The sequence below is a fragment of the Streptomyces sp. NBC_01077 genome (genome assembly GCF_045162855.1).
Lineage (GTDB): Bacteria > Actinomycetota > Actinomycetes > Streptomycetales > Streptomycetaceae > Streptomyces.
In genome coordinates this window covers 5,088,257-5,108,189 of record NZ_CP108669.1, presented here as the reverse complement: position 1 = coordinate 5,108,189, position 19,933 = coordinate 5,088,257, and the positions used below count along the sequence as shown (strand labels likewise).

16 protein-coding genes and 1 tRNA gene are annotated in these 19,933 nt (G+C 72.6%); 4 read left to right on the top strand and 13 right to left on the bottom strand.

Features of this window, described 5'->3' with window-relative positions:
* The first annotated feature begins 107 nt into the window (after positions 1-107).
* Positions 108-4,205, top strand: a complete 4,098-nt coding sequence (locus tag OG462_RS22955; RefSeq protein WP_406060284.1) for a PAS domain-containing protein — start codon at positions 108-110, stop codon at positions 4,203-4,205.
* A gap of 90 nt (positions 4,206-4,295) precedes the next feature.
* Here OG462_RS22955 and OG462_RS22950 read toward each other — a convergent pair whose 3' ends face one another.
* The 13 genes from OG462_RS22950 to OG462_RS22890 form a co-directional block, all read right to left on the bottom strand.
* The gene (locus OG462_RS22950; RefSeq protein WP_406060282.1) at positions 4,296-5,948 is read right to left on the bottom strand and encodes a long-chain fatty acid--CoA ligase; all 1,653 of its coding nucleotides are present in this window, start codon (positions 5,946-5,948) and stop codon (positions 4,296-4,298) included.
* 287 nt (positions 5,949-6,235) lie between these two features.
* The gene (locus OG462_RS22945; protein ID WP_406060281.1) at positions 6,236-6,781 is read right to left on the bottom strand and encodes a SigE family RNA polymerase sigma factor; all 546 of its coding nucleotides are present in this window, start codon (positions 6,779-6,781) and stop codon (positions 6,236-6,238) included.
* Positions 6,782-7,027: 246 nt separating this feature from the next.
* The gene (locus tag OG462_RS22940) at positions 7,028-7,909 is read right to left on the bottom strand and encodes a DUF1906 domain-containing protein (RefSeq protein ID WP_406060279.1); all 882 of its coding nucleotides are present in this window, start codon (positions 7,907-7,909) and stop codon (positions 7,028-7,030) included.
* A 415-nt stretch (positions 7,910-8,324) separates the two neighbouring features.
* Positions 8,325-9,491 carry a lipid-transfer protein gene (locus OG462_RS22935; protein WP_406060278.1) on the bottom strand — a complete coding sequence of 389 codons (1,167 nt, stop codon included), beginning with the start codon at positions 9,489-9,491 and terminating at the stop codon, positions 8,325-8,327.
* Positions 9,488-9,871: a MaoC family dehydratase gene (locus tag OG462_RS22930; RefSeq protein WP_406066663.1), complete on the bottom strand. Its 384-nt coding sequence runs from the start codon at positions 9,869-9,871 to the stop codon at positions 9,488-9,490. The genes OG462_RS22935 and OG462_RS22930 overlap by 4 nt, the downstream gene beginning before the upstream one ends.
* Positions 9,872-9,879: 8 nt before the next feature.
* The gene (locus OG462_RS22925; RefSeq protein ID WP_406060277.1) at positions 9,880-10,998 is read right to left on the bottom strand and encodes an acyl-CoA dehydrogenase family protein; all 1,119 of its coding nucleotides are present in this window, start codon (positions 10,996-10,998) and stop codon (positions 9,880-9,882) included.
* Position 10,999: 1 nt separating this feature from the next.
* Positions 11,000-11,998, bottom strand: coding sequence for a bifunctional MaoC family dehydratase N-terminal/OB-fold nucleic acid binding domain-containing protein (locus OG462_RS22920; protein ID WP_406060275.1), 999 nt, complete (start codon positions 11,996-11,998; stop codon positions 11,000-11,002).
* Positions 11,995-13,161, bottom strand: coding sequence for an acyl-CoA dehydrogenase family protein (locus OG462_RS22915; RefSeq protein WP_406060273.1), 1,167 nt, complete (start codon positions 13,159-13,161; stop codon positions 11,995-11,997). The genes OG462_RS22920 and OG462_RS22915 overlap by 4 nt, the downstream gene beginning before the upstream one ends.
* A gap of 224 nt (positions 13,162-13,385) precedes the next feature.
* On the bottom strand, positions 13,386-13,691 hold the full coding sequence (locus OG462_RS22910; protein WP_406060271.1) for a hypothetical protein: 306 nt from the start codon (positions 13,689-13,691) through the stop codon (positions 13,386-13,388).
* Positions 13,692-14,075: 384 nt separating this feature from the next.
* On the bottom strand, positions 14,076-14,609 hold the full coding sequence (locus OG462_RS22905; protein WP_406060269.1) for an O-acetyl-ADP-ribose deacetylase: 534 nt from the start codon (positions 14,607-14,609) through the stop codon (positions 14,076-14,078).
* 122 nt (positions 14,610-14,731) lie between these two features.
* Entirely contained in the window at positions 14,732-14,941 is a 210-nt protein-coding gene (locus OG462_RS22900; RefSeq protein ID WP_406060267.1) for an antitoxin, read from the bottom strand.
* 233 nt (positions 14,942-15,174) lie between these two features.
* Positions 15,175-15,261, bottom strand: a tRNA-Ser gene (locus OG462_RS22895).
* Between the two features lie 48 nt (positions 15,262-15,309).
* Positions 15,310-16,809 (bottom strand): S1C family serine protease, encoded by a 1,500-nt coding sequence (locus OG462_RS22890; RefSeq protein ID WP_406060265.1) that lies wholly within the window; start codon positions 16,807-16,809, stop codon positions 15,310-15,312.
* A 205-nt stretch (positions 16,810-17,014) separates the two neighbouring features.
* On the opposite strand from OG462_RS22890, the gene OG462_RS22885 reads away from it, so the two are divergent.
* The 3 genes from OG462_RS22885 to OG462_RS22875 all read left to right on the top strand — a co-directional run bounded on the left by OG462_RS22885 (position 17,015) and on the right by OG462_RS22875 (position 19,826).
* A complete protein-coding gene (locus OG462_RS22885; protein ID WP_406060264.1) occupies positions 17,015-17,836 on the top strand; it encodes a glycerophosphodiester phosphodiesterase in 822 nt (273 codons plus the stop codon).
* Positions 17,837-17,959: 123 nt separating this feature from the next.
* Positions 17,960-18,583: an ATP-binding protein gene (locus tag OG462_RS22880; protein ID WP_406060262.1), complete on the top strand. Its 624-nt coding sequence runs from the start codon at positions 17,960-17,962 to the stop codon at positions 18,581-18,583.
* Between the two features lie 265 nt (positions 18,584-18,848).
* Positions 18,849-19,826, top strand: coding sequence for a DUF5926 family protein (locus tag OG462_RS22875; RefSeq protein WP_406060260.1), 978 nt, complete (start codon positions 18,849-18,851; stop codon positions 19,824-19,826).
* The last annotated feature ends 107 nt before the right edge of the window (positions 19,827-19,933 follow it).

Sequence of the window (19,933 nt, the reverse complement as noted above, 5' to 3'; positions counted from 1 at the left end):
GAGGCTCCCTTAGACTCCCCTCAGTGACAGGCTGCGGCCCGAGGGGCAAGATGGGGCCGGCCGGCCGATAGGCATGCACGTGCAGTGCGTCAGGGAGGAACGTCGTCGTGAGCAGCAGGCCATCCCGAGGCGCTGCTCGCCTCGCAGCCATACTCGACGCCCTCCCCGACGGCCTCGTGCTCGTCAACTGCAACGGCACGGTCGTCAACGCCAACACCATCGCCCTCGGCATGTTCGAGACTCCGGGCACCGCGCTCGTCGGGCGTGGTCTGCTCGACCTCCTGCCCGGCTTCGACTCCCGGCTCATCCCCGGCTCCATGCGGCGCCCCGAGGGCACGGACGAGCGCGGCCGCACCAAGCCGACCCGGATGATCGCCCGCCGTACCGACGGCAGCGAGTTCGCCGTCGAGGTGACCAGCGCCAGCCTGGAGGACGGCCGCGAGGCCTACGACTCGTACGGCGGCTACACCGGCGACGAACTGCTCATGCTGGTCGTCCGGGACCTCACCGGCACCCTCGACACCGAGGCCGAACTCGCCCGCTCGCAGCGGCAGACCGAGATGATCCTGCGCGCCGCGGCCGAGGGCGTCGTCGGCACGGACACCGACGGCCGGGTCGTCCTGGTCAACCCCGCCGCCGCCCAGATCCTCGGCTACCGCGCCGGCGAACTCGGCGGCCAGGAGCTGCACTCGCTGATCCTCGCCAAGCGGGCCGACGGCGAGGACTTCCCGTACGAGGAGTCGCCGCTCGCCGACACCCTCAAGTCCGGCCGCAAGCACCGCGTCCGCGGGCAGGTCCTGTGGGCGAAGAAGGGCGACCGGGTACCGGTCGACATGACGACCGCCCCCGTCCGCGACGGCGACCAGCTCGTCGGCGCCGTCATGACCTTCACCGACCGCAGGCCGTACGAGCAGCTCGCCGAGGAACACGCCGCCGAGGTCACGGAGCTCACCGAGCGGAACGCCGCCGAACTCGCCGAGCTCACCGAACGGAACGCGGCCGAACTCGCCGACCGCGCCGAGCGCAACGCCGCCGACCGGGAAGCGCAGCAGGAGCGGTACGCCGCCCTCGCCGCCCGGCACGAGCAGCTCACGGCCGTCCTCGCCGAGTCCCTGCGCGGCCCCCTCCAGGAGCTGCGCACCCAGCTGGGCACCCTCGCTGCCGACGACGCCGGACAGCTCTGGCCCGAGGCCAACCAGGTCCTGCACCACCTCGCCGCCGGGTACGCGCGGATGACGGCGCTCGTCGACAACGTCCTGGGCTACCAGCGCCTCGACGCGGGCACGGAAGCGCTCGACAAGCGCGTCGCGCTGCTCGACGGGGTCGTGACGGCGGGCATCGACGGAGCCGTCGACCTGATCGGGCCCGGCCGCGCCCAGTTCGCCGTGCACGCCCCGCCCATCGAGGCCGAGGTCGACGCGGCCCGGCTCGCGACCGCGCTCTCGCACCTCGTCGCGGACGTCGCCGGCGTCGACGCGACCGGCAAGAACCGCGCCACCGCCCAGGGCTCCGCGCCGGGCGACTCCACGATCGTCGTCGCGGCCGCACAGCGCGGTGACGTCGTACGGATCGAGGTGCGCGGCCCGTACGCGGGCGGCGACCCGGTCCACGGGCCGGTCGTGCGCGGCATCGTGGCGGCGCACGGCGGTGTCGTGCAGACCCACGAGGTGCCGGGGACGAGCGGTGGCGCGTACGTCCTCGAAGTCCCGCTGGGCAGCGGGCGGGGCACGGTTCCCTCAACGGAGACGGCGGGGACGGCGGGGACGGCAGGTACGGCGGAGACGAGGCATGGGGGGCCGGCGAGTGGGCCGGCCGGTGTGCCCGCTCTCGGACCGACCCGCGGGCCGGCACTTGGACCGGCCGGTGGGCTGGTAGGTGCGCCGGCGTTGGGGCCGGCCGGTGGTGGTCGGGAGGCTCTCGCGCTGCCCGCGCAGGCTTCCGCGCCCGGCACGGCTCCTTCCGGGCCTTCCGCGCCTTCCGCGCCTTCCGCGTCTTCCACCGACGCCTCGGAGACCTCCGGTGGGGGGCGGCGGCGGGCCCGGCGCGGCTCCACGGACGCCTTCCTGGAGAGCTCGGTCGCCCCTGAGGGCGGTGCCGAGCCCAGTGGGCGCCGCCGAGCCCGTACGGGAGCGGCCGCCGGCGGATCCGCCGAGCTGATCCCGGCCCAGCAGAACTCGGGCGTGGAACAGGCTGTTCCCGCCACCGGTTCGGCCTCGGTCGCCACCGGCACTTCCGCCGCTTCCGTCGTCGAGCCGACCGGGCGTCGGCGGGGTCGGCCCGCCGAGGGGTCCGTCGTGACGGCCGCCGAGGGTGCGCAGGGGCGGGCCGCGCTCGGCGCCGCCGTGCCGCCGCAGGGTGTCGCCGTCGAACCCTCGGGGGCTCCTTCGGCTCCCGCCCTCGCTCGGGCCCTGCCGGCCGTCGCCTCCCCCGAGGCCGCGCCCGAGGCGCAGCCGAGCGGCCGCCGTCGGCGTGCGCTCGCCGCCGCGCAGGAGCGGGCGGCCGCGGCCGATTCCGGGCCCCGGACGCCGTTCGCGCTCCCGCCGGCCGATGCCGATCGCGCCTCCGAGCCGGTCGCCGCTCCGTTCGGCGAACCGTTCGCCGCGCCGGGTACCGCTCCCGTCGCCGGTCCGCTGCCGGTCTCCGACGAGGGGCAGCACGAGGCCGTACGGGGTGTCCCGGGGGCGGATCACACGCCTCCGCAGCCCCATCCGCACGCGCAGCCGCAGGGCCCGGTCCAGGCCGTGTCCGCGCCGGTGAGCCCGTCGGGGGCCCCGCACGCGAGCCCGCAGGCCGAACCGACCGGGCGTCGCCGGGCCGTCACTCCCCCGCCGTCCGAGCCCGAGTCGCTGCCGCAGGCCCCGCCGCAGGATGGCCGTTCCCAGGCTCAGCCGCAGCTCCCGTCGCATTCCTCCGCGCGGCCCGAGCCCCGGAACAGCACTGGTGCCGATTCCGGGACCGGCACCGGTTCCGTACCGCTGCCGCCCGAGCTGCCCATGCCGAAGGACTCGACCCAGGGGCGGGCGTTCAGCGTTCGGACGCTCGGGCAGGGCGTCCCCTTCGTCCCTCCGGCCCCTGCGGCCTCCTTGCCCGCTCCTGCCCCTTCCGCCCCGACGGCCTCCCCCGTCCTGGCGGCCCCGGTGGCCCCCGTGGCCCCCGGAGCGCCCTCCAACAGCTCGGGCTCCAACGGCTCCGGGCGGCGGCGTAAGCTCGCCACCCCGCCGGAGGTCGACCCGCCGGCCCCGGCCGCGCTCCCCGTACCGGCCAACGGCGAGGCCAGGCCGCACCCGCAGGCGGAGTCATCGGCCCCGGCGTCCCAGCCCGAGGCCGCGCTCGGACTCGTCCCCGCCGCGCCCGAGGGGCGTGCGTACGCCATAGGAGCGCCCGCCGAGGGCTCCGACGAGGGTCCCGAGCCGCTCGACGGCCCCGGTGGCGCCGTCGAGGTCGCCAACCGGCCCGCGCCGCGCCCCGTCGACGACGAACTCCCCCCGGAGCCCCTCGACAACCCGCGCCGGCTGCTCGTGTGGCCCGCGCCCGACGTCTCCACCCAGCAGGCGCTGAGCGACCGGGGCTACCGCCCGGTGATCGTGCACTCCCGCGAGGAGGTCGACGCCCAGATCGCCGCCTTCCCGGCCGCGCTCTTCGTGGACCCGCTGACCGGGCCCATCACCCGTACCGCGCTCCAGTCGCTGCGCCAGGCGGCCGTCGCCGCCGAGGTGCCCGTACTCCTGGCGGCCGGGCTCGGGCAGGCGACCCGGGAGGCGGCGTACGGCGCCGATCCGGCCGTACTCCTCAAGGCGCTCGCGCCGCGCGACAGCGAGCAGCACCCGTCCCGGGTCCTGCTGATCGAGGAGAACGAGGACATCGCGGAGGCGCTCGCCGCCACCCTGGAGCGGCGCGGGATGCAGGTCGCGCGGGCGGCCACGGACACCGAAGCGGTCACGCTCGCCACCCAGACGCGGCCCAACCTGGTCGTGATGGACCTGATGCAGGTACGCCGCCGCCGGGCCGGGATCATCGACTGGCTGCGGGCGAACGGGCAGCTCAACCGCACCCCGCTCGTCGTCTACACCTCGGCCGACCTCGCCGAGGAGGAGCTGCCGACGCTGTCCTCCGGCGAGACGGTCCTCTTCCTCGCCGAGCGCTCGAACAGCGCCGAGGTCCAGGCCCGGATCGTCGACCTGCTCGCGAAGATCGGCACCAACTAGAAGTCGGCGCCGACGAGTACGGGGATACGGTTACGGGGAGGGCTTCGTCGCCGAAGCCCTCCCCGTAACCGGTTCACATCCGCCGAACGACTACAGCTCGGTCACGTCCAGCTCGCCCTCCGCGTACTGCTTGCGGATCACCTTCTTGTCGAACTTGCCCACGCTCGTCTTCGGCACAGCCGCCACGATCGCCCAGCGCTCCGGCAGCTGCCACTTGGCGATGCCGCCCTCGTCGGCGAGGAAGGCCTTCAGCGTCTCGTAGTCCGCCGTCGCCCCCTCCTTGAGGACGACGGTCGCCAGCGGGCGCTCGCCCCACTTCTCGTCCGGCACGGCGACGACGGCCGCCTCGGCGACCTCCGGGTGCGCCATGATCGCGTTCTCCAGATCGACGCTGGAGATCCACTCGCCGCCGGACTTGATGACGTCCTTGGCGCGGTCGGTGAGGGTGAGGAAGCCGTCGGGGCTGATCACGCCGACGTCGCCGGTCTTGAGCCAGCCGTCCTCGCTGAACTTGTCCGCCGGGCGGATGGCCTCGGCGTCGATGCCACCGAAGTACGAGCCCGCGATCCAGGTGCCGCGCACCTCCAGCTCGCCGGCCGACTCGCCGTCCCAGGGCAGGTGTTCGCCGGCCGGGCCGACCAGCCGCGCCTCGACACCGGCCGGGAAACGCCCCTGCGTGACGCGGTACGGCCACTCCTCCTCGGCGGTCAGGCCGTGCGGCGGGTGGGCCATCGTGCCCAGCGGGGAGGTCTCGGTCATGCCCCAGGCGTGACAGAGACGGACGCCGAGCCGGTCGTACGCCTCCATGAGGGCGGGCGGACAGGCCGCGCCGCCGATGGTGACCTGGGACATCGAGGAGAGGTCGCGGGGGTTCGCGGTGACCTCGGCCAGCAGGCCCTGCCAGATGGTGGGAACGGCGGCCGCGTGGGTCGGCTTCTCCCGCTCGATCATGTCGGCGAGCGGGGCCGGCTGGAGGAAACGGTCCGGCATGAGCATGTTGATGCCGGTCATGAAGGTGGCGTGCGGCAGGCCCCAGGCGTTGACGTGGAACTGCGGGACGACGACCAGGGTCGTGTCCCTGTCGGTGAGGCCCATCGACTCGGCCATGTTCACCTGCATCGAGTGCAGGTAGATCGAACGGTGCGAGTAGACGACGCCCTTGGGGTCGCCCGTGGTGCCGGAGGTGTAGCACATCGCGGCGGCCGAACGCTCGTCCAGCTCGGGCCAGTCGTACGTGGTCGGACGGCCGGCGATCAGCTCCTCGTACTCGTGCACGCGGGGAGCCACGCCGTCCAGGACGGAACGGTCCCCGGGGCCCGCGACCACGATGTGCTCGATCGTCGGCAGATGCGGCAGCAGCGGGGCGAGGAGGGGGAGCAGGGAGCCGTTGACGAGGACGACCCGGTCGGCGGCGTGGTTGACGATCCACACCAGCTGCTCGGGGGGAAGACGGAGGTTGAGCGTGTGCAGGACCGCACCCATGGAGGGAATCGCGAAGTACGCCTCGACGTGCTCCGAGTTGTTCCACATGAGGGTCGCGATCCGCTGGTCGCCGGTGACCCCGAGTTCGTCGCGCAGGGCGTTGGCCAGCTGGTGCGCGCGTGCTCCGGCCTCCGCGAACGTGCGGCGCTGCGGCTCGGGCTCGCCCGTCCAGGTGGTGATGATCGACTTCCCGTGAATCGTCATCCCGTGCTTGAGGATGCGGCTCACGGTCAGCTGTACGTCCTGCATGGTGCTGTACACGGGGCGTCCTCCCGGTGGGCGCTACGTGGCAGAAAGGGTGTGGTGATTCTGCGCACGTACCGCGCGGTATGTCACTACCCGAGAGTACGGAAATTGCCAGTGATCGCTGGCACGAGTGTCGTTCTGTGCTGATTCCTACTGTTTCTCGTACGGCTGGGTACGGGTTCTCGTACGGGCTGGGTACGGGTTCTCGTACGGGCTGGGCACGGGTTCTCGTTCGGCTGGGTGCGGGCTGAGTACAGGCTGGGTACGGGCGAGGTAGCGACCGAGAGCCGGCCGTCCACCGTCTACCGGACGGGGGTCAGTTCCGGGTCCTCGCGGAGCTTGCCGAGCGCTCTCGACACCGCGCTCTTCACCGTGCCGACGGACACCCCGAGCACCTCGGCGGTCTGGGCCTCGCTGAGGTCCTCGTAGTACCTGAGGACCACCATCTGACGCTGCCGCTCGGGCAGCTTCAGCACCGCACGCCACATCGCGTCGTGCAGTACCTGCCGCTCCGCCGGGTCCGGCTCCGGGAGACCGGCGGGCTCGGGCAGCTCGTCGCAGGCGAACTCGTCGACCTTGCGCTTGCGCCACTGCGACGTACGGGTGTTCAGCAGCGCGCGGCGGACGTAGCCGTCCAGGGCGCGGTGGTCCTCGATGCGCTCCCAGGCGACGAAGGTCTTGGCCAGCGCGGTCTGGAGCAGGTCCTCGGCGTCGCACGGGTTGGCGGTCAGGGAGCGCGCGGTGCGCAGGAGCACGGGCCCACGCGCCCGTACGTACGAGGAGAAGGTCGAGTACGACGCGTACTGCGAGGCACCGGCGCAGACGGGGCCAGAGGGTGGCGGAGTCATGACTCCACGCTAGGAGGGGAGGGGTACCCGGCGGATCGGCCCCAGGTCCCGACCCGCAGTCCGCCTCAGGTTGTAGGGGTGGGGACGCCCCCACCTCCTCTGGGTGGAGACCCCTCGGGTCCGCCTCAGGGTCGGAACCGGGGCAGGGGGCGAGGCAGGGGCGAGGCAGGACCGAGGCACGGGCGAGGACGGAGCAGGGCCGGGGCGAGGCACGGCGGAGGCCGGATGGAGGCAGGGGCGGCCTCCTCAGCCTCGGGCAACCGCGCCGGTGACACGCTCCGCGACGGGCGTGACACGGGCGACGGGCGCGTCCATCGCGTTCCGGTCGATGAGGAGGCGGCGGCCCCCGTACGCCTCGGCGACATTGCCCGCGTACTGGTGGATCCGGGCGTGCGGCGTCCACGCCTCCGGGTGCAGCACCGACTCGGTGTACAGCCCGGGCCGCCCCAGCCAGCGCGCGAACCACATCACGGCCGGCAGGTCCTGCGTACCCGCCCGCCGCTGCGCCTCGATGTCCCGCACCCCCGAGTCCGCGCTGCTGTAGTACCCGGGTACGTAGCCGAGGCGACGCACCTCCCTGTTCCAGGCGCGGACGAAGGAGAGGGTGGTCTCGACGCAGCGCGCGTCACCCGGCTGGTACGCCTCGATGTCGAGGTAGAGCGGGCTGCTCACGTCCAGCCCCAGGGCCCGCGCGGCCCGCACCGCGTCGCCCGCCTCCCGGGTGCCCTGGCTGGAGGGACTGCTGCCGATGGCGAACGGCCGCTTGGCGGCGGCGACGACACACGGCGCCTGGGAACCGACGAACAGCGGCAGCAGCCGCCAGCCCATGGCGTGGACGGAGGCGACCCAGGCGGGACTCAGCTCCCGCTGGACGGGGCAGCCTCGCCCCCGGCCGCCGAAGTAGATCCCGACGGCCCCGTACGGCGAACTGCGCCAGGCCTTCATCACCGCGAGGGACGGCGCCTCACAGGTGTCGAAGGCACGGCCGACGTAGTGCACGGGGGCGGCGGGGGCGGCGGGACGGACCGGGGCCCCGGACGCGGCTCCCGCTCCCGCCCCCGCCGAGGCCGGGGCGGGAGCGCTGAACAGCGCCGCCCCGACCACCACCGCCACCAGTGCCCCGACCACGACCCGCACCCGGGCCCTGGACCGGGCTTGCACCCGCGCCCGCACCCGCACCCCGGGAGCCGACGCGGACGGCGGACGGGTCGGGGACGGGGACGGTGATCCCGACGGCGGACGGGTCGGGGGCGCCGGACGGGTCGGGGACGGGGGCAGCGGACGGGTCCGTGACGGGAACGGGAACGGCGGACGGGCCGCCGACGGAGTCACCGACGGCGGAGGGGGCGGGGTCACCGATGCCGGACGGGCCGGGGTCACCGACGGCGGAGGGGTCGGGGTCACCGACGGCGGACCAGCCGGGGTCACCGACGGCGGACCGGCCGGGGTCGGTACGGGCGTGGGCTCAGGCGGTGGTGCGTGAGTGCTCATGGCGCGAGTGAAGGACCGCCCGCGCCGCCCGGCCACCGCAGGGGCCGTCGCCTCAGCCGTCCGTGCCCAGGATCAACCCGGACGTGGGAACCCCCGTGCCCGCCGTGACCAAGGTCCGCTCCGCCCCGGGTATCTGGTTCACGGAGGTGCCGCGCAGCTGCCGTACCGCCTCGGCGATGCCGTTCATGCCGTGGAGATAGGCCTCGCCGAGCTGCCCTCCGTGCGTGTTCAGCGGGAGCGCGTCGGCCGCGACGAAGTCGGCCGCCTCCCCCGGACCACAGAATCCGAACTCCTCCAACTGCATGAGCACGAACGGGGTGAAGTGGTCGTAGAGGATGCCCACGTCGATGTCGCTCGGTGCGAGCCCCGAGGTCCGCCAGAGCTGCCGGGCCACCACGCCCATCTCCGGAAGGCCCGTCAGCTCGTCCCGGTAGAAGCTGGTCATCGCCTCCTGCTTCCGTCCGGCGCCCTGCGCCGCCGCCAGGATCACGGCGGGCGGGCGCCGCAGGTCGCGGGCGCGCTCCACGGAGGTGACGACGATCGCCTGACCTCCGTCGGTCTCCTGGCAGCAGTCGAGGAGCCGGAGCGGTTCGGCGATCCAGCGCGAGGCGGCGTGGTCGGCGAGGGTGATCGGCTTCCCGTGGAAGTACGCGGCGGGGTTGCGGGCGGCGTGGCGCCGGTCGGTGACGGCCACGTGGCCGAAGGCGTCCGGGGTCAGCCCGTAGGTGTGGAGATACCTCTGGGCGATCATCGCGACCCAGGAGGCCGGGGTGAGCAGTCCGAAGGGCAGCTGCCAGCCGAGCGCGACGCCCTCGGCGGAGGGCTCGCGCTGCTGGACTCCCGAGCCGAAGCGCCGCCCGGAGCGCTCGTTGAACGCCCGGTAGCAGACGACGACCTCCGCGACCCCGGCGGCGACGGCGAGCGCGGCCTGCTGCACGGTGGCGCAGGCGGCCCCTCCTCCGTAATGCACGCGGGAGAAGAAGGACAGCTCGCCGATGCCGGACGCCTGGGCGACGGTGATCTCGGGGTTGGTATCCATGGTGAAGGTGACCATGCCGTCCACGTCGGCGGGGGCGAGCCCGGCGTCGTCGAGGGCCGCCCGCACCGCCTCGACGGCGAGGGAGAGTTCGCTGCGGCCGGAGTCCTTGGAGAACTCGGTCGCCCCGATACCCACCACGGCCGCCCGGCCGCCGAGTCCGTCCCTGGCGCGGAGGCTCATCGCGGCACCTCCACGGTGACCGTCCCGGTGACGTGGTGCCCCAGCCCGTTGGCCCCGACGACCCGGACGTGTGCGGTGTCCCCGTCGATCTCGGTGACCGTGCCGGTCAGGACCATGGTGTCGCCGGGGTGGTTGGGGGCGCCGAGCCGGATGGCGACCTTGCGGAGGATCGCGCGGGGGCCGAAGTGGTCGGTGATGTACCGGCCGACGAGACCGTTGGTCGTGAGGATGTTCATGAAGATGTCCGGGGATCCCTTCTCCCGGGCCAGTTCGGCGTCGTGGTGCACGTCCTGGTAGTCGCGGGAGGCGACGGCGCCGGCGACGATCAGGGTGCGGGTGATCGGGACCGTCAGCGGCGGCAGCTCGTCCCCGGGCTTCATGACGGGACTCATGACGGGTCTCCTTCCGCGAGCAGGTCCCCGAGTTCGGCGAGGAGTTCGGTGCCGCAGCCGAGGTAGGCGTCGAGCTGCCGGCCCCACAGGAAGTGCCGGTGGACTGGGTGGTCGAGGTCCGCGCCCATGCCGCCGTGCAGATGCTGTCCGGCGTGCACGACCCGTTTCCCCGCCTCGGAGGCCCACCAGGCGGCGGTCACGGCCGCTCCGGTGGCGGCCAGCCCCTCGTCGTAGCGCCAGGCGGCCTCGTAGGCGGTGACCCGGATGGCCTCGGTGTCCATATGGGCGTCGGCGGCGCGCAGTTGTACGGCCTGGTGGGTGGAGAGCGGGCGGCCGAACTGCTCCCGTACGGAGGTGTACTCCACGGCCCTGGCGAGCGACCCGGCGCAGACCCCGGCCTGCAGCCCGGCGAAGGCGACCCGCGCGGCGGCGAGCACGTCCGCGTAGGCAGCACCCTCCCCGAGCCGCTCCTCTTCCCCCTTCAGCTCCTCCTCCCTCTTCAGCTCCTCCTCCCCCTTCAGCTCCCTTTCCCCCTTCAGCCCGCCCGCCCCGAGCCGCTCCCCCACCGTCCCGTCGAGGACGAGCCGGCCGGCGGACCAGGGTGCGGTGAGCTCGACGGGATCGACCCGTGCCGTGTCCTCGGTGCGGACCAGCCACAGGGCATGGTCCTCGTCCGGTACGAGGACGTGGGTGGCGTCCCTGAGCCACGGCACCCAGTCCACGGCCCCGCTGAGCCGCCCCTCCCGCGCGACGACCGCGCCGGGCGCCGGGAAGGCCCCCGTCACCACCGTCGTACCGTCGCGGAGGCCTGGCAGGAGCCGGGCGCGCTGCTCGTCCGTACCGTGCCGGGCGACGGCGAGGATCCCGTACACACAGGTCACGGCGAACGGCACCTGGGCCGTGACGCGTCCCTGCTCCTCCAGGAGCAGGACCAGGCCGAGCAGGCCGGTCTCCTCGACGGAACCAGGCAGTCCGGCGGCGCAGAGCGCCTTCCAGAGCTCGGCGTCGGTGCCGCTTCCGGCCGCCCTGAGCCGCTCGTGGGTGGCGAGGTCGGCGAAGATCCGGGCGGCCAGCTCCTGGGCCGCCTCCTGCTCCTCGGTGGGGGTGAAGTCCATGTCAGTCCTCCCCTCCCGCGCGGAAGACGGGAAGCTCGAGCTCCTCGTCGACCCGCAGGAACTCCAGCCGCACCGGCATCCCGATCCGCACCTTGTCGTACGGCACCCCCACCACGTTGCTGATCATCCGTACGCCCTCGACCAGTTCGACGAGACCGACCGCGTACGGAGGATCGAACGCCGGGAAGGGCGGATGATGCATCACCACGTACGAGAAGACCGTCCCGGCCCCGCTCGCCTCGACCGTGTCCCACTCCCGCGAGCCGCAGTCGGCGCACCCCGGCAGCCAGGGGAAGCGGAGGGCCGCGCAGGCGCCGCAGCGCTGGATGAGCAGCCGGTGCGCGGCCACGCCCTCCCAGAATCCGGCGTTGTCCCGGTTGATCACGGGCCGGGGCCGCCGCGCCTGGGGCAGCTTCCCTTCGGACTGCTTCCCCTCGGACTGATTCCCCTCGGGCCCGCCGGGAGACTCCGGCACCCGTGACCGCGCGGCGGGCGCGTACTTGAGGATGCGGAAGCGGTGGGTGCCCGCCAACGCGCCGCCGGCACGGACGTCGGTCCGGGTGGTGACGAAGTGCCCTGACCCGAGCTTGGTGGTCTTGAGCGCCGACACGGACTCGATGACGGTGTCGAAGGTGATCTCGTCGCCGGGCCGCAGCGGCCGCAGGTACTCCTGCTCGCAGTCGGTCGCGACCACGGAGGTGTATCCGGCCCCGTCGAGGAGGGCGAACAGCTCCTCGTAGGCGGAGGAGCGGTCCGTGTGCCCCGAGAGACCGCCCATCGTCCAGGCCTGGAGCATCGTCGGCGGCGCGACGGCGTCGGGCCCACGGTAGGCGGGGTGGGCGTCCCCCATGGCCTCGCACCAGTGCCGGATCATGGGCAGGTTGACCGGGTCCTTGCCGCTGCCGGCGGTGGCGGCGGCCCGCCCCGCGAACCCCGCGAGCCGCTCGTACAGCCCGTCCGGCGACGGGTCCGATCCGTCCTGCCTCTGCGTGAGGGTCATCGCCGCCCCCTCCCCTTCATGCCGAGCCGCATCCTCGCGACGATCTCGCGCTGCACCTCGCTCACCCCTCCCCCGAAGGTGTTGATCTGCGCGGCCCGGTTCATGCGCTCCAGCTCACCGCCGTCGAACTCCCCCGGCGATCCCGCTCGCACCGTCCCCGACCCACCCGCGATCTCCTGACATATTCGATACACCTCCACCGCCGATTCGGTTCCCGCGAACTTCACGCCGCTCGCATCCCCCGGGGCCAGTCGGCCGGCCCCCACGTCCCCCACCAAACGCCAGTTCAGCAGGCGTGTCGCCGCCAGCCGGGCATGCGCCTCGGCCGCTCGGATCCGGACCCACGGCTCGTCAATGCGGCGCCTGCCCGTCACCGGATCGGGGGTACGGGCCCGGTCGAGCACGGCGGCGAAGAAGTCCTCGGCCTGCATGCCGATCGCGGCGAGAGCGACGCGCTCGTGGTTGAGCTGGTTGGTGATGAGCCCCCAGCCGCCGTGCTCGGGCCCGACGAGGTTCCCGGCGGGGACCCGTATCCCGTCGTAGTAGGTGGCGGTGGTCGTCAGCCCGCCCACGGTCGCGATCGGGGTCCAGGAGAAGCCGGGGGCGTCGGTGGGAACGAGCACGATCGAGATGCCCTTGTGCGGGGGCGCGTCGGGGTCGGTGCGGCAGGCGAGCCAGATCCAGTCGGCGTTCTGGGCGTTGGAGGTGAAGATCTTCTGGCCGTCGATCAGCCAGGAACCGCCGTCGCGGACCGCGCGCGTCCGGAGCGAGGCGAGGTCCGTGCCCGCCTCGGGCTCGCTGTACCCGATGGCGAAGACGGTCTCGCCGTGGAGGATCCGGGGCAGGAAGAAGGCCTTCTGCTCCTGGGTCCCGTAGGCCATGAGGGTGGGGCCGACGGTGTTGAGGGTGACCATCGAGACGGGGGCGCCCGCGCGGTACGCCTCGTCGAAGAAGACGAACTGCTCGTCGGGGCCGCGGCCCTGCCCTCCGTACTCCTCGGGCCAGCCGAGACCGAGCATCCCGTCGGCGCCGATCCGGCGGAGCAGTCGGCGCTGGGCGGCGGTGTCGGTGGCGGGCGGCGGGCCTTCGGGCATCACGTCCCGGAAGTACGCGCGGAGTTCGGCGCGCAGCCGTAGCTGCCGCTCGGTCGGGGCGAGGTGCACGGCGACGGCCTCCCGTGGGACGACTGAGGTTTCTGACTGTCCGTCAGATTCAGGACCTCTGTCAAGGTCGACGACCGACCGCGCCCGCGCCCGGGAGCGAAAACGCGCCCACCCCTGCGGCAAAAACACGACGGCCCGCGCGTCGGTACCGAAGTACCGCCGCACAGGCCGTCGTTCACACCGCGGTCACGCCCCCCGTCGGGCCGGCTGCCGTGCTCGGGCGGTCACCACCACGGGTTGAAGTTGACCACCGCGTTGTTCTGGGCGATGTGGGTGAAGGCGGAGCCGTTCACGCTGGCCGTGTTGTTCTGGTTGGAGGCACCGGAACCGGTCGCCACCTGCTGCGTCGTGGTCGAGTTGCCGAAGTTGTCCCCACCCACGCCGCTGCCGATGATCGTGGCGACGCTCGTGTTCGATCCGTCGTCCGCGAATCCACCGTTGTCGGCCTGGGCCACCCCGCTGAAGAGCGCGGCGGCGAGGGGCAGGGCGGCGGCAGCGGCGAGGATGCGGGCGGTACGGATGCTTGCCATGTCTGTTCCTCCGGGAACTGAAAGCTGGTGCTGTTGCACGGAACTGCTCTGAAGTACGGCCATGTCCAAGGCAGTTGGCCGACCGCCCCGGTCGTTTCGTGCTCGACGTCGCGAATCCAGAGTTGCCCACCGAATCCCCGGCGAACCACCCCGGAGCACCCGATTCCCCCGCAAGCGTGAGGACAAGCCGATAAACCCGGCGGCCCGAGGAAAGGCCCAGCTCAGGCGGGCGGGAACGGTTCAGGACAGTCACGGCCCGTACGCCACAAGGGAGGAAGCGTTCCGGCAGATTTTCCGCCAATCCCGCCCTCCGAAGATCGCGACGGCGAGTCCCCGAAACACAGAAATCGAACGGGAGGACAGAAAGAAAAGGAAGTTCGACCCCTACGGGACGTCCCGAACGTCCCGGTCCCCCACAGCCGCCTCGAACGCCGCGTAGGCCGACGCGTCGAAGAGCACGAAGCGGACTTCCTCCACGTCGGTACGGGTGGCTCGTACCGTCTCCACGGCGATCCGGGCGCCGTCGTCCATCGGCCAGCCGTAGATCCCGGTGGAGATGGCGGGGAACGCGACCGTACGGTCGCCCAACTCGTCGGCGATCCGCAGAGACGCGCGGTAGCAGGAGGCCAGGAGCTCCGAACGGTCCTCGTCACGCGACCAGACCGGCCCGACCGTGTGGATCACATGCCTGGCCGGCAACCGCCCCGCCGTGGTCGCCACGGCCTGCCCGGTCGCCAGCCCCTTGCCGTAGTGCGAGCGGCGCAGGTCCTGACAGGCGGCGAGGATCTCGGGTCCCCCCTTGCGGTGAATGGCCCCGTCGACCCCGCCCCCGCCCAGCAGCGAGGAGTTCGCGGCGTTCACGATCGCGTCCGAGGCCTCGGCGGTGATGTCCCCCTGCACGAGCACGATCCGCACCACGACAGAACCCTTTCCTCCGGTCACGCCCTTCCCGACGAGTCCATTGAAGCCCGGTGAACCCCGAAGGGGCGCCCCGGATTTGAGATCCGGGGCGCCCCTGACGGTCGCTTCGCGCCTCCGCGCTACTGCTGGGGCGGGGGCTGCGGCGGAGAGTCCGGCTGCTGACCCGTACCTCCCAGTTGCTCCTTGAGCTTCTCCTGGGCGGTGTCGACCTGACTGCTGTACTTGCTCTGCGTCTTGTCGTCGACCAAGTCGCCGGCCTTGTCGATGCCCTTGGAGGCCTGATCCTCGTGGCCCTTCAGCATTCCCTTGAGCTTGTCGAACACAGACATCCTGGCCCTCCTAGCCACTGTTCCAGCCCCTCCAGCATCACGGCACCACCCGAGTCCCGCATCCGCAGAACCGCCCCACCCCCTGGAAACACCCGGCCCCCACACACGCAGAAGGGGCACCCCGAATCCGGAGTACCCCTTCTGACCTGCCACTTCCCGCCTCAACGGGTACGCAGAGGGCGGGCCCCGGAATCCGGGGCCCGCCCTCTGACCTGCTACTTCTCTGACCTGCGCGGTGGGTGTGGGATTTGAACCCACGGTGACATCGCTGCCACGACGGTTTTCAAGACCGTTCCCTTAGGCCGCTCGGGCAACCCACCCCGCGCCGGCGGTGTGTCCACGTGCGGCGCGGGGGACAGCCTAGCCGGTCAGCTGTCGCCGGTGCGCTCGCCGAGGGTGACCGTGGCCGTGGAGGTCTTGCCGTCGCGTTCGTAGGTGATCTTGACCTGGTCGCCCGGCTTGTGGGTCCAGATCTCGCTGATCAGGGTGGGGCCGCTGTCGATCTGGTGGTCGCCGAAGCCCGTGATCACATCGCCGGCCTTCAGGCCCGCCTTCGCCGCCGGGCCGTTGGGGATCACCGACGGGGTGCCGCCCGAGCCCTGCGAGGCGATCGTCGCGCCCTCGCCCTGCTCCTGCATGTTCACCGTCGCGCCGATCACCGGGTACACCGGCTTGCCCGTCTTGATCAGCTGCTGGGCCACGTTCTTCGCCTGGTTCACCGGGATCGCGAAGCCCAGGCCGATCGAGCCCGCCTGGGACTGGCCGAAGCCGCTGCCCGTGGACTGGATGGCCGAGTTGATGCCGATCACCGCGCCGCTCGCGTCGAGCAGCGGTCCGCCCGAGTTGCCCGGATTGATCGACGCGTCCGTCTGCAGCGCGCTCATGTACGAGTTGCTGCCGCCCGAGCCGTCGCCCGAGGCGACCGGCCGGTTCTTGGCGCTGATGATGCCCGTCGTCACCGTGTTCGACAGGCCGAAGGGCGCGCCGATCGCGATCGTCGAGTCGCCGACCGCCACCTTGTCGGAGTCACCCAGCGGCAGCGGCTTCAGCCCCTTCGGCGCGTTCGTGAGCTTCAGTACGGCCACGTCGTAGCCCTCGGCCCGGCCGACGACCTCCGCGTCGTACGACTTGCCGTTCGGGAACGTCACGGAGAGCGTCCCGCCGTCCGCCGCCGACGCCACCACGTGGTTGTTGGTGACGATGTGGCCTTCCTGGTCGTACACGAAGCCCGTGCCCGTACCGCCCTCGCCCTGCGTACCGCCGGACTTCGCCTGGATCGTGACCACGCTCGGCAGCGCCTGCGCCGCGACCGCCGCGACCGTCCCCGGTTCGCGCTTGAAGGCCGCCGGGGCCTCGCCCGAGGTGACCGTCGTCGAGCTGACGCCCTCGTCACCGCGCTGGGCGGCCCAGTAGCCGATGCCGCCGCCGATACCGCCCGCGACGAGCGCCGCGGCCAGGACCGCCGCCACGAGGCCGCCGGTCCGCCTGCGCGGCGCCGCCTGCGCGGGGGGCGCGGGCGGGAGGGGGGCACCCCAGGCCGGCACGGCCGGCGGGGGCGGAGGCCAGCCGGCCCCCGCGGCGGCGGGAGCAGGGGCGGGGGTGGAGGTCGGGGTGGAGGTCGGGCTGGCCGCGGCCGGTTCCGGGGCCGGAGTCGGGTTCCCGACAGGTTCCGGAGCGTGGGCCGCTTCCGGAACCGGGCTCTGCGCGACCGTCGGGGCGTCCGTCGGGGCCGGGGTCTGCGCGACCGCCGGCGCGTCCGTCGGGGCCGGGGGCGGCGCCGAGGCCGAGGGAGTCGTCGGAGGCGTCGGAGGGGTGGACGGGGCAGCCGGGTCCGCCGGTACCGCCGTGCCCTCGTTCTCGGTGCTCACAGCTCGCTCTCCTCGTTGACTGCGCGGGGTGGTGGTACCTGCCTACTGGTCACCTACTGGTTCCAGGGTGCTGCACCAGCTTTTCCCACAGGACGTCAGGCCGCTGTAAGGCGGAGCTGTGCGTTCACCCCCCTACCTTTATATACGGACAGAACGGACGCCTTCCGGTGTGCCCGCTTCACCCCGCCAATGGCACCATGACGCCGTGACTCACGCACGGCAGCACCCGAACCGCGTCCCCCTCCAGGTCGTCGCCCACCGTGGAGCCTCCGAGGACGCACCGGAACACACCCTGGCCGCCTATGTGAAGGCCATCGAGGACGGCGCCGACGCCCTGGAGTGCGACGTCCGGCTCACCGCCGACGGCCATCTCGTCTGCGTCCACGACCGCCGCGTCGACCGCACCTCGAACGGTCGCGGCGCCGTCTCCGCCCTGGAACTCGCCGATCTCGCCGCCCTCGACTTCGGCACCTGGAAGGGCCGTGACGACTCCGGCGAGAGCCCCGACTGGGGCGACCCCGGGTACACCTCCGTCCTCACCCTGGAGCGGCTCCTGGAGCTGGTCTCCGACGCCGGACGCCGGGTCGAGCTGGCCATCGAGACCAAGCACCCCACCCGCTGGGCGGGCCAGGTCGAGGAGCGGCTGCTCCAGCTCCTGAAGCGTTTCGGCCTGGACGCGCCCGCGTCCCCCGACGACTCCCCCGTACGCGTCATGAGCTTCTCGGCCCGCTCCCTGCACCGGATCGCGGCCGCCTCACCGACGCTCCCCACCGTCTCCCTCGCCCAGTTCGTCTCGCCCCGCCTGCGCGACGGGCGGCTCCCCGCGGGCGCGCGCATCGCCGGGCCTTCGATCCGGATCGTCCGCCACCACCCGGCCGTGATCCTGCGGCTCCAGAAGGCCGGGCACCAGGTCCACGTCTGGACGGTGGACGAGGCCGAGGACGTCGAGCTCTGCGAGCGCCTCGGCGTGGACGCGATCATCACCAACCGTCCCAAGCAGGTGCTCTCCCAGCTGCGCCGCGACTGATTCCCTCCGATCCCTTCTGATCCCTTCTCGCCTCCGAAGACCCCCCTCTCGCCTCGAAAAACTCCCTCTTCCCTTACGTCACAAGGGTTCACAGGGCTTCCAGGGAGTGCACCGGCGCGTTCCATGCGTACGCGATCGTCACGAGTGCCTCATCGAACGCGGATTGGCCGGTTTCCGGTCCAGTCCATTGGGGCATCCACACGGTGGCGTGGGGCAAAGGAGGTCTCGGGGGTGGCGTTGGTGGTGGCACAGGAGGTGCCCACGTCGTCGAGCATGGCCGTACCCCATGGCCCTGCGGGCGTGGGTGAGGCGAGGCACCGGATGCGGGACGAGCTGTACCGCAGCGGGGTGTCCGAATCGGTCGTCGACGACGCGGTACTGATCCTTTCCGAGCTGCTCAGCAATGCCTGTCGATACGGCAGGCCGCTGGGGCACGCGGATCGGGGCGACGGGGATGTACGGGCGGCCTGGCGGGTGGACCCGGCGGGCGGCCTCAGGGTCGAGGTGACGGACGGCGGTGGTCCGACCCGGCCCGTTCCGGCGACGCCGTCGGTCACCGCACGGGGCGGCCGCGGGCTGAACATCATCAGCGCGCTGGCCCAGGACTGGGGCGTACGGGACAGCGCGACCGGCGAGGTCACGGTCTGGGTGGTGGTCACCGCGGGACACCGCCGCGAGGACTTCGCCTCCCGCGTCGGCGGCGGCTCCCGCTTCGACATCCTGGACGCGTACGACGATCTGGATTGACGCGCACGACGGTCGCGACGGCTTACCGCGGTCGCGACGGTGCACGACGGTCGCGAGGGCGTACGACCATCCCGACCGGGTACGACGATCCCGGCGGCGTACGACTATCCCGACCGCATACGACCATCCCGGCGGCGTACGACGTCCGGTGGCCGCGCCCCCGCATGGGGGCGGCGGGCCTGCCTGAAGGGCGTCGGTGCGCGGTGCGGCTAGGCTCGCGCCCGGAACAAGCACCGCACCGCCGCGATCGGGAGAAAGCCACACCATGGCCAAGAAGCGCCCCCAGACGAAGGCCGGCAAGACCGGTCAGGCACAGGTCACGAACGGGGAGATCCCGGTCGTCGGCGCGCGCGAGCCGTGCCCGTGCGGTTCGGGCCGCCGCTACAAGGCGTGTCACGGCCGGGCCGCCGCGCACGCCGTGACCGAGCTCGTCCAGCGCCCCTTCGAGGGCCTGGCCGGCGAGTGCGACTGGGTCGCCCTGCGCGAGCTGGTGCCCGCCGCCACCGTGCCGCTCACCCTCAAGGGCGGACTCCCGGAGGGCGTTCCCTCCGTGACGCTCGCGACCGTGCTGCCGATGGCGTGGCCGGCGCTCCGCCGCGACGACGGCTCCGTCCTGCTCGCCCTGCAGAACGACTCCACCTCCGGCGATCTCGCCCGCGACCTCGCCGACACCCTCCAGCGCGCCCTGGAGACCGAGCCGGGCACCCCGGTCCCGCCGCGCCGCGTTCCGGCCGAGGGCCCGCGTCTGCAGGACCTGCTCGACGCGGACGCCACGTTCGCCCCGGAGGTCCACTCGGGCTTCGAGTTCTGGATCCCGCAGTCCGCCGACGGTGCCGACCCGGAGGTCGCCGCCTCCCTGGAGCGGGCCAACGCGGCCGCGATCCCGACCGTGAAGCTGGAGAGCGTCGACTCCGCGTACTGGTGCGAGACCCCGGACAAGAACCACCTGCGCTGGGTCATGCCGTACCCGGAGGAGAAGCTCCTCGACGCGCTCGCCCGTCTCCAGGCCGCCGGTGGGACCTCCATCGGCGCGGACACCCGCCTCGTCGGTTCGTTCCGCGCGCACGGTCTGATGGTGCCGGTCTGGGACCTGCCGACCTCGATGACCGCCGAGGAGTGCGAGAAGCCGGCCGCCGAGTTCGCCGAGCGGCTGACCGAGGCGCTCGCCTCGGACGCCCCGCTCACCGCGGAGGAGCGGCGTGCCCGTGGCGGCCTCACGAACCGTCAGGTGACTCTCAGCTGATACCCCACGTGGTATCGGTGACTGACAGACCGACCAGTCGGTGACTTCCACCACAACCCGGTCTGCGGACAGGTAAATCCCTGTCCGAATAACCGAGATCGAATTTG

What these genes read in the sequence shown, in the direction of transcription:
- OG462_RS22945 (WP_406060281.1), bottom strand. Translation starts at nt 6,781, where the DNA reads ATGACTCCGCCACCCTCTGGCCCCGTCTGCGCCGGTGCCTCGCAGTAC.
- OG462_RS22935 (WP_406060278.1), bottom strand. Translation starts at nt 9,491, where the DNA reads ATGAGCCTCCGCGCCAGGGACGGACTCGGCGGCCGGGCGGCCGTGGTG.
- OG462_RS22930 (WP_406066663.1), bottom strand. Translation starts at nt 9,871, where the DNA reads ATGAAGCCCGGGGACGAGCTGCCGCCGCTGACGGTCCCGATCACCCGC.
- OG462_RS22925 (WP_406060277.1), bottom strand. Translation starts at nt 10,998, where the DNA reads ATGGACTTCACCCCCACCGAGGAGCAGGAGGCGGCCCAGGAGCTGGCC.
- OG462_RS22920 (WP_406060275.1), bottom strand. Translation starts at nt 11,998, where the DNA reads ATGACCCTCACGCAGAGGCAGGACGGATCGGACCCGTCGCCGGACGGG.
- OG462_RS22910 (WP_406060271.1), bottom strand. Translation starts at nt 13,691, where the DNA reads ATGGCAAGCATCCGTACCGCCCGCATCCTCGCCGCTGCCGCCGCCCTG.
- OG462_RS22900 (WP_406060267.1), bottom strand. Translation starts at nt 14,941, where the DNA reads ATGTCTGTGTTCGACAAGCTCAAGGGAATGCTGAAGGGCCACGAGGAT.
- OG462_RS22880 (WP_406060262.1), top strand. Translation starts at nt 17,960, where the DNA reads ATGCGTACGCGATCGTCACGAGTGCCTCATCGAACGCGGATTGGCCGG.
- OG462_RS22875 (WP_406060260.1), top strand. Translation starts at nt 18,849, where the DNA reads ATGGCCAAGAAGCGCCCCCAGACGAAGGCCGGCAAGACCGGTCAGGCA.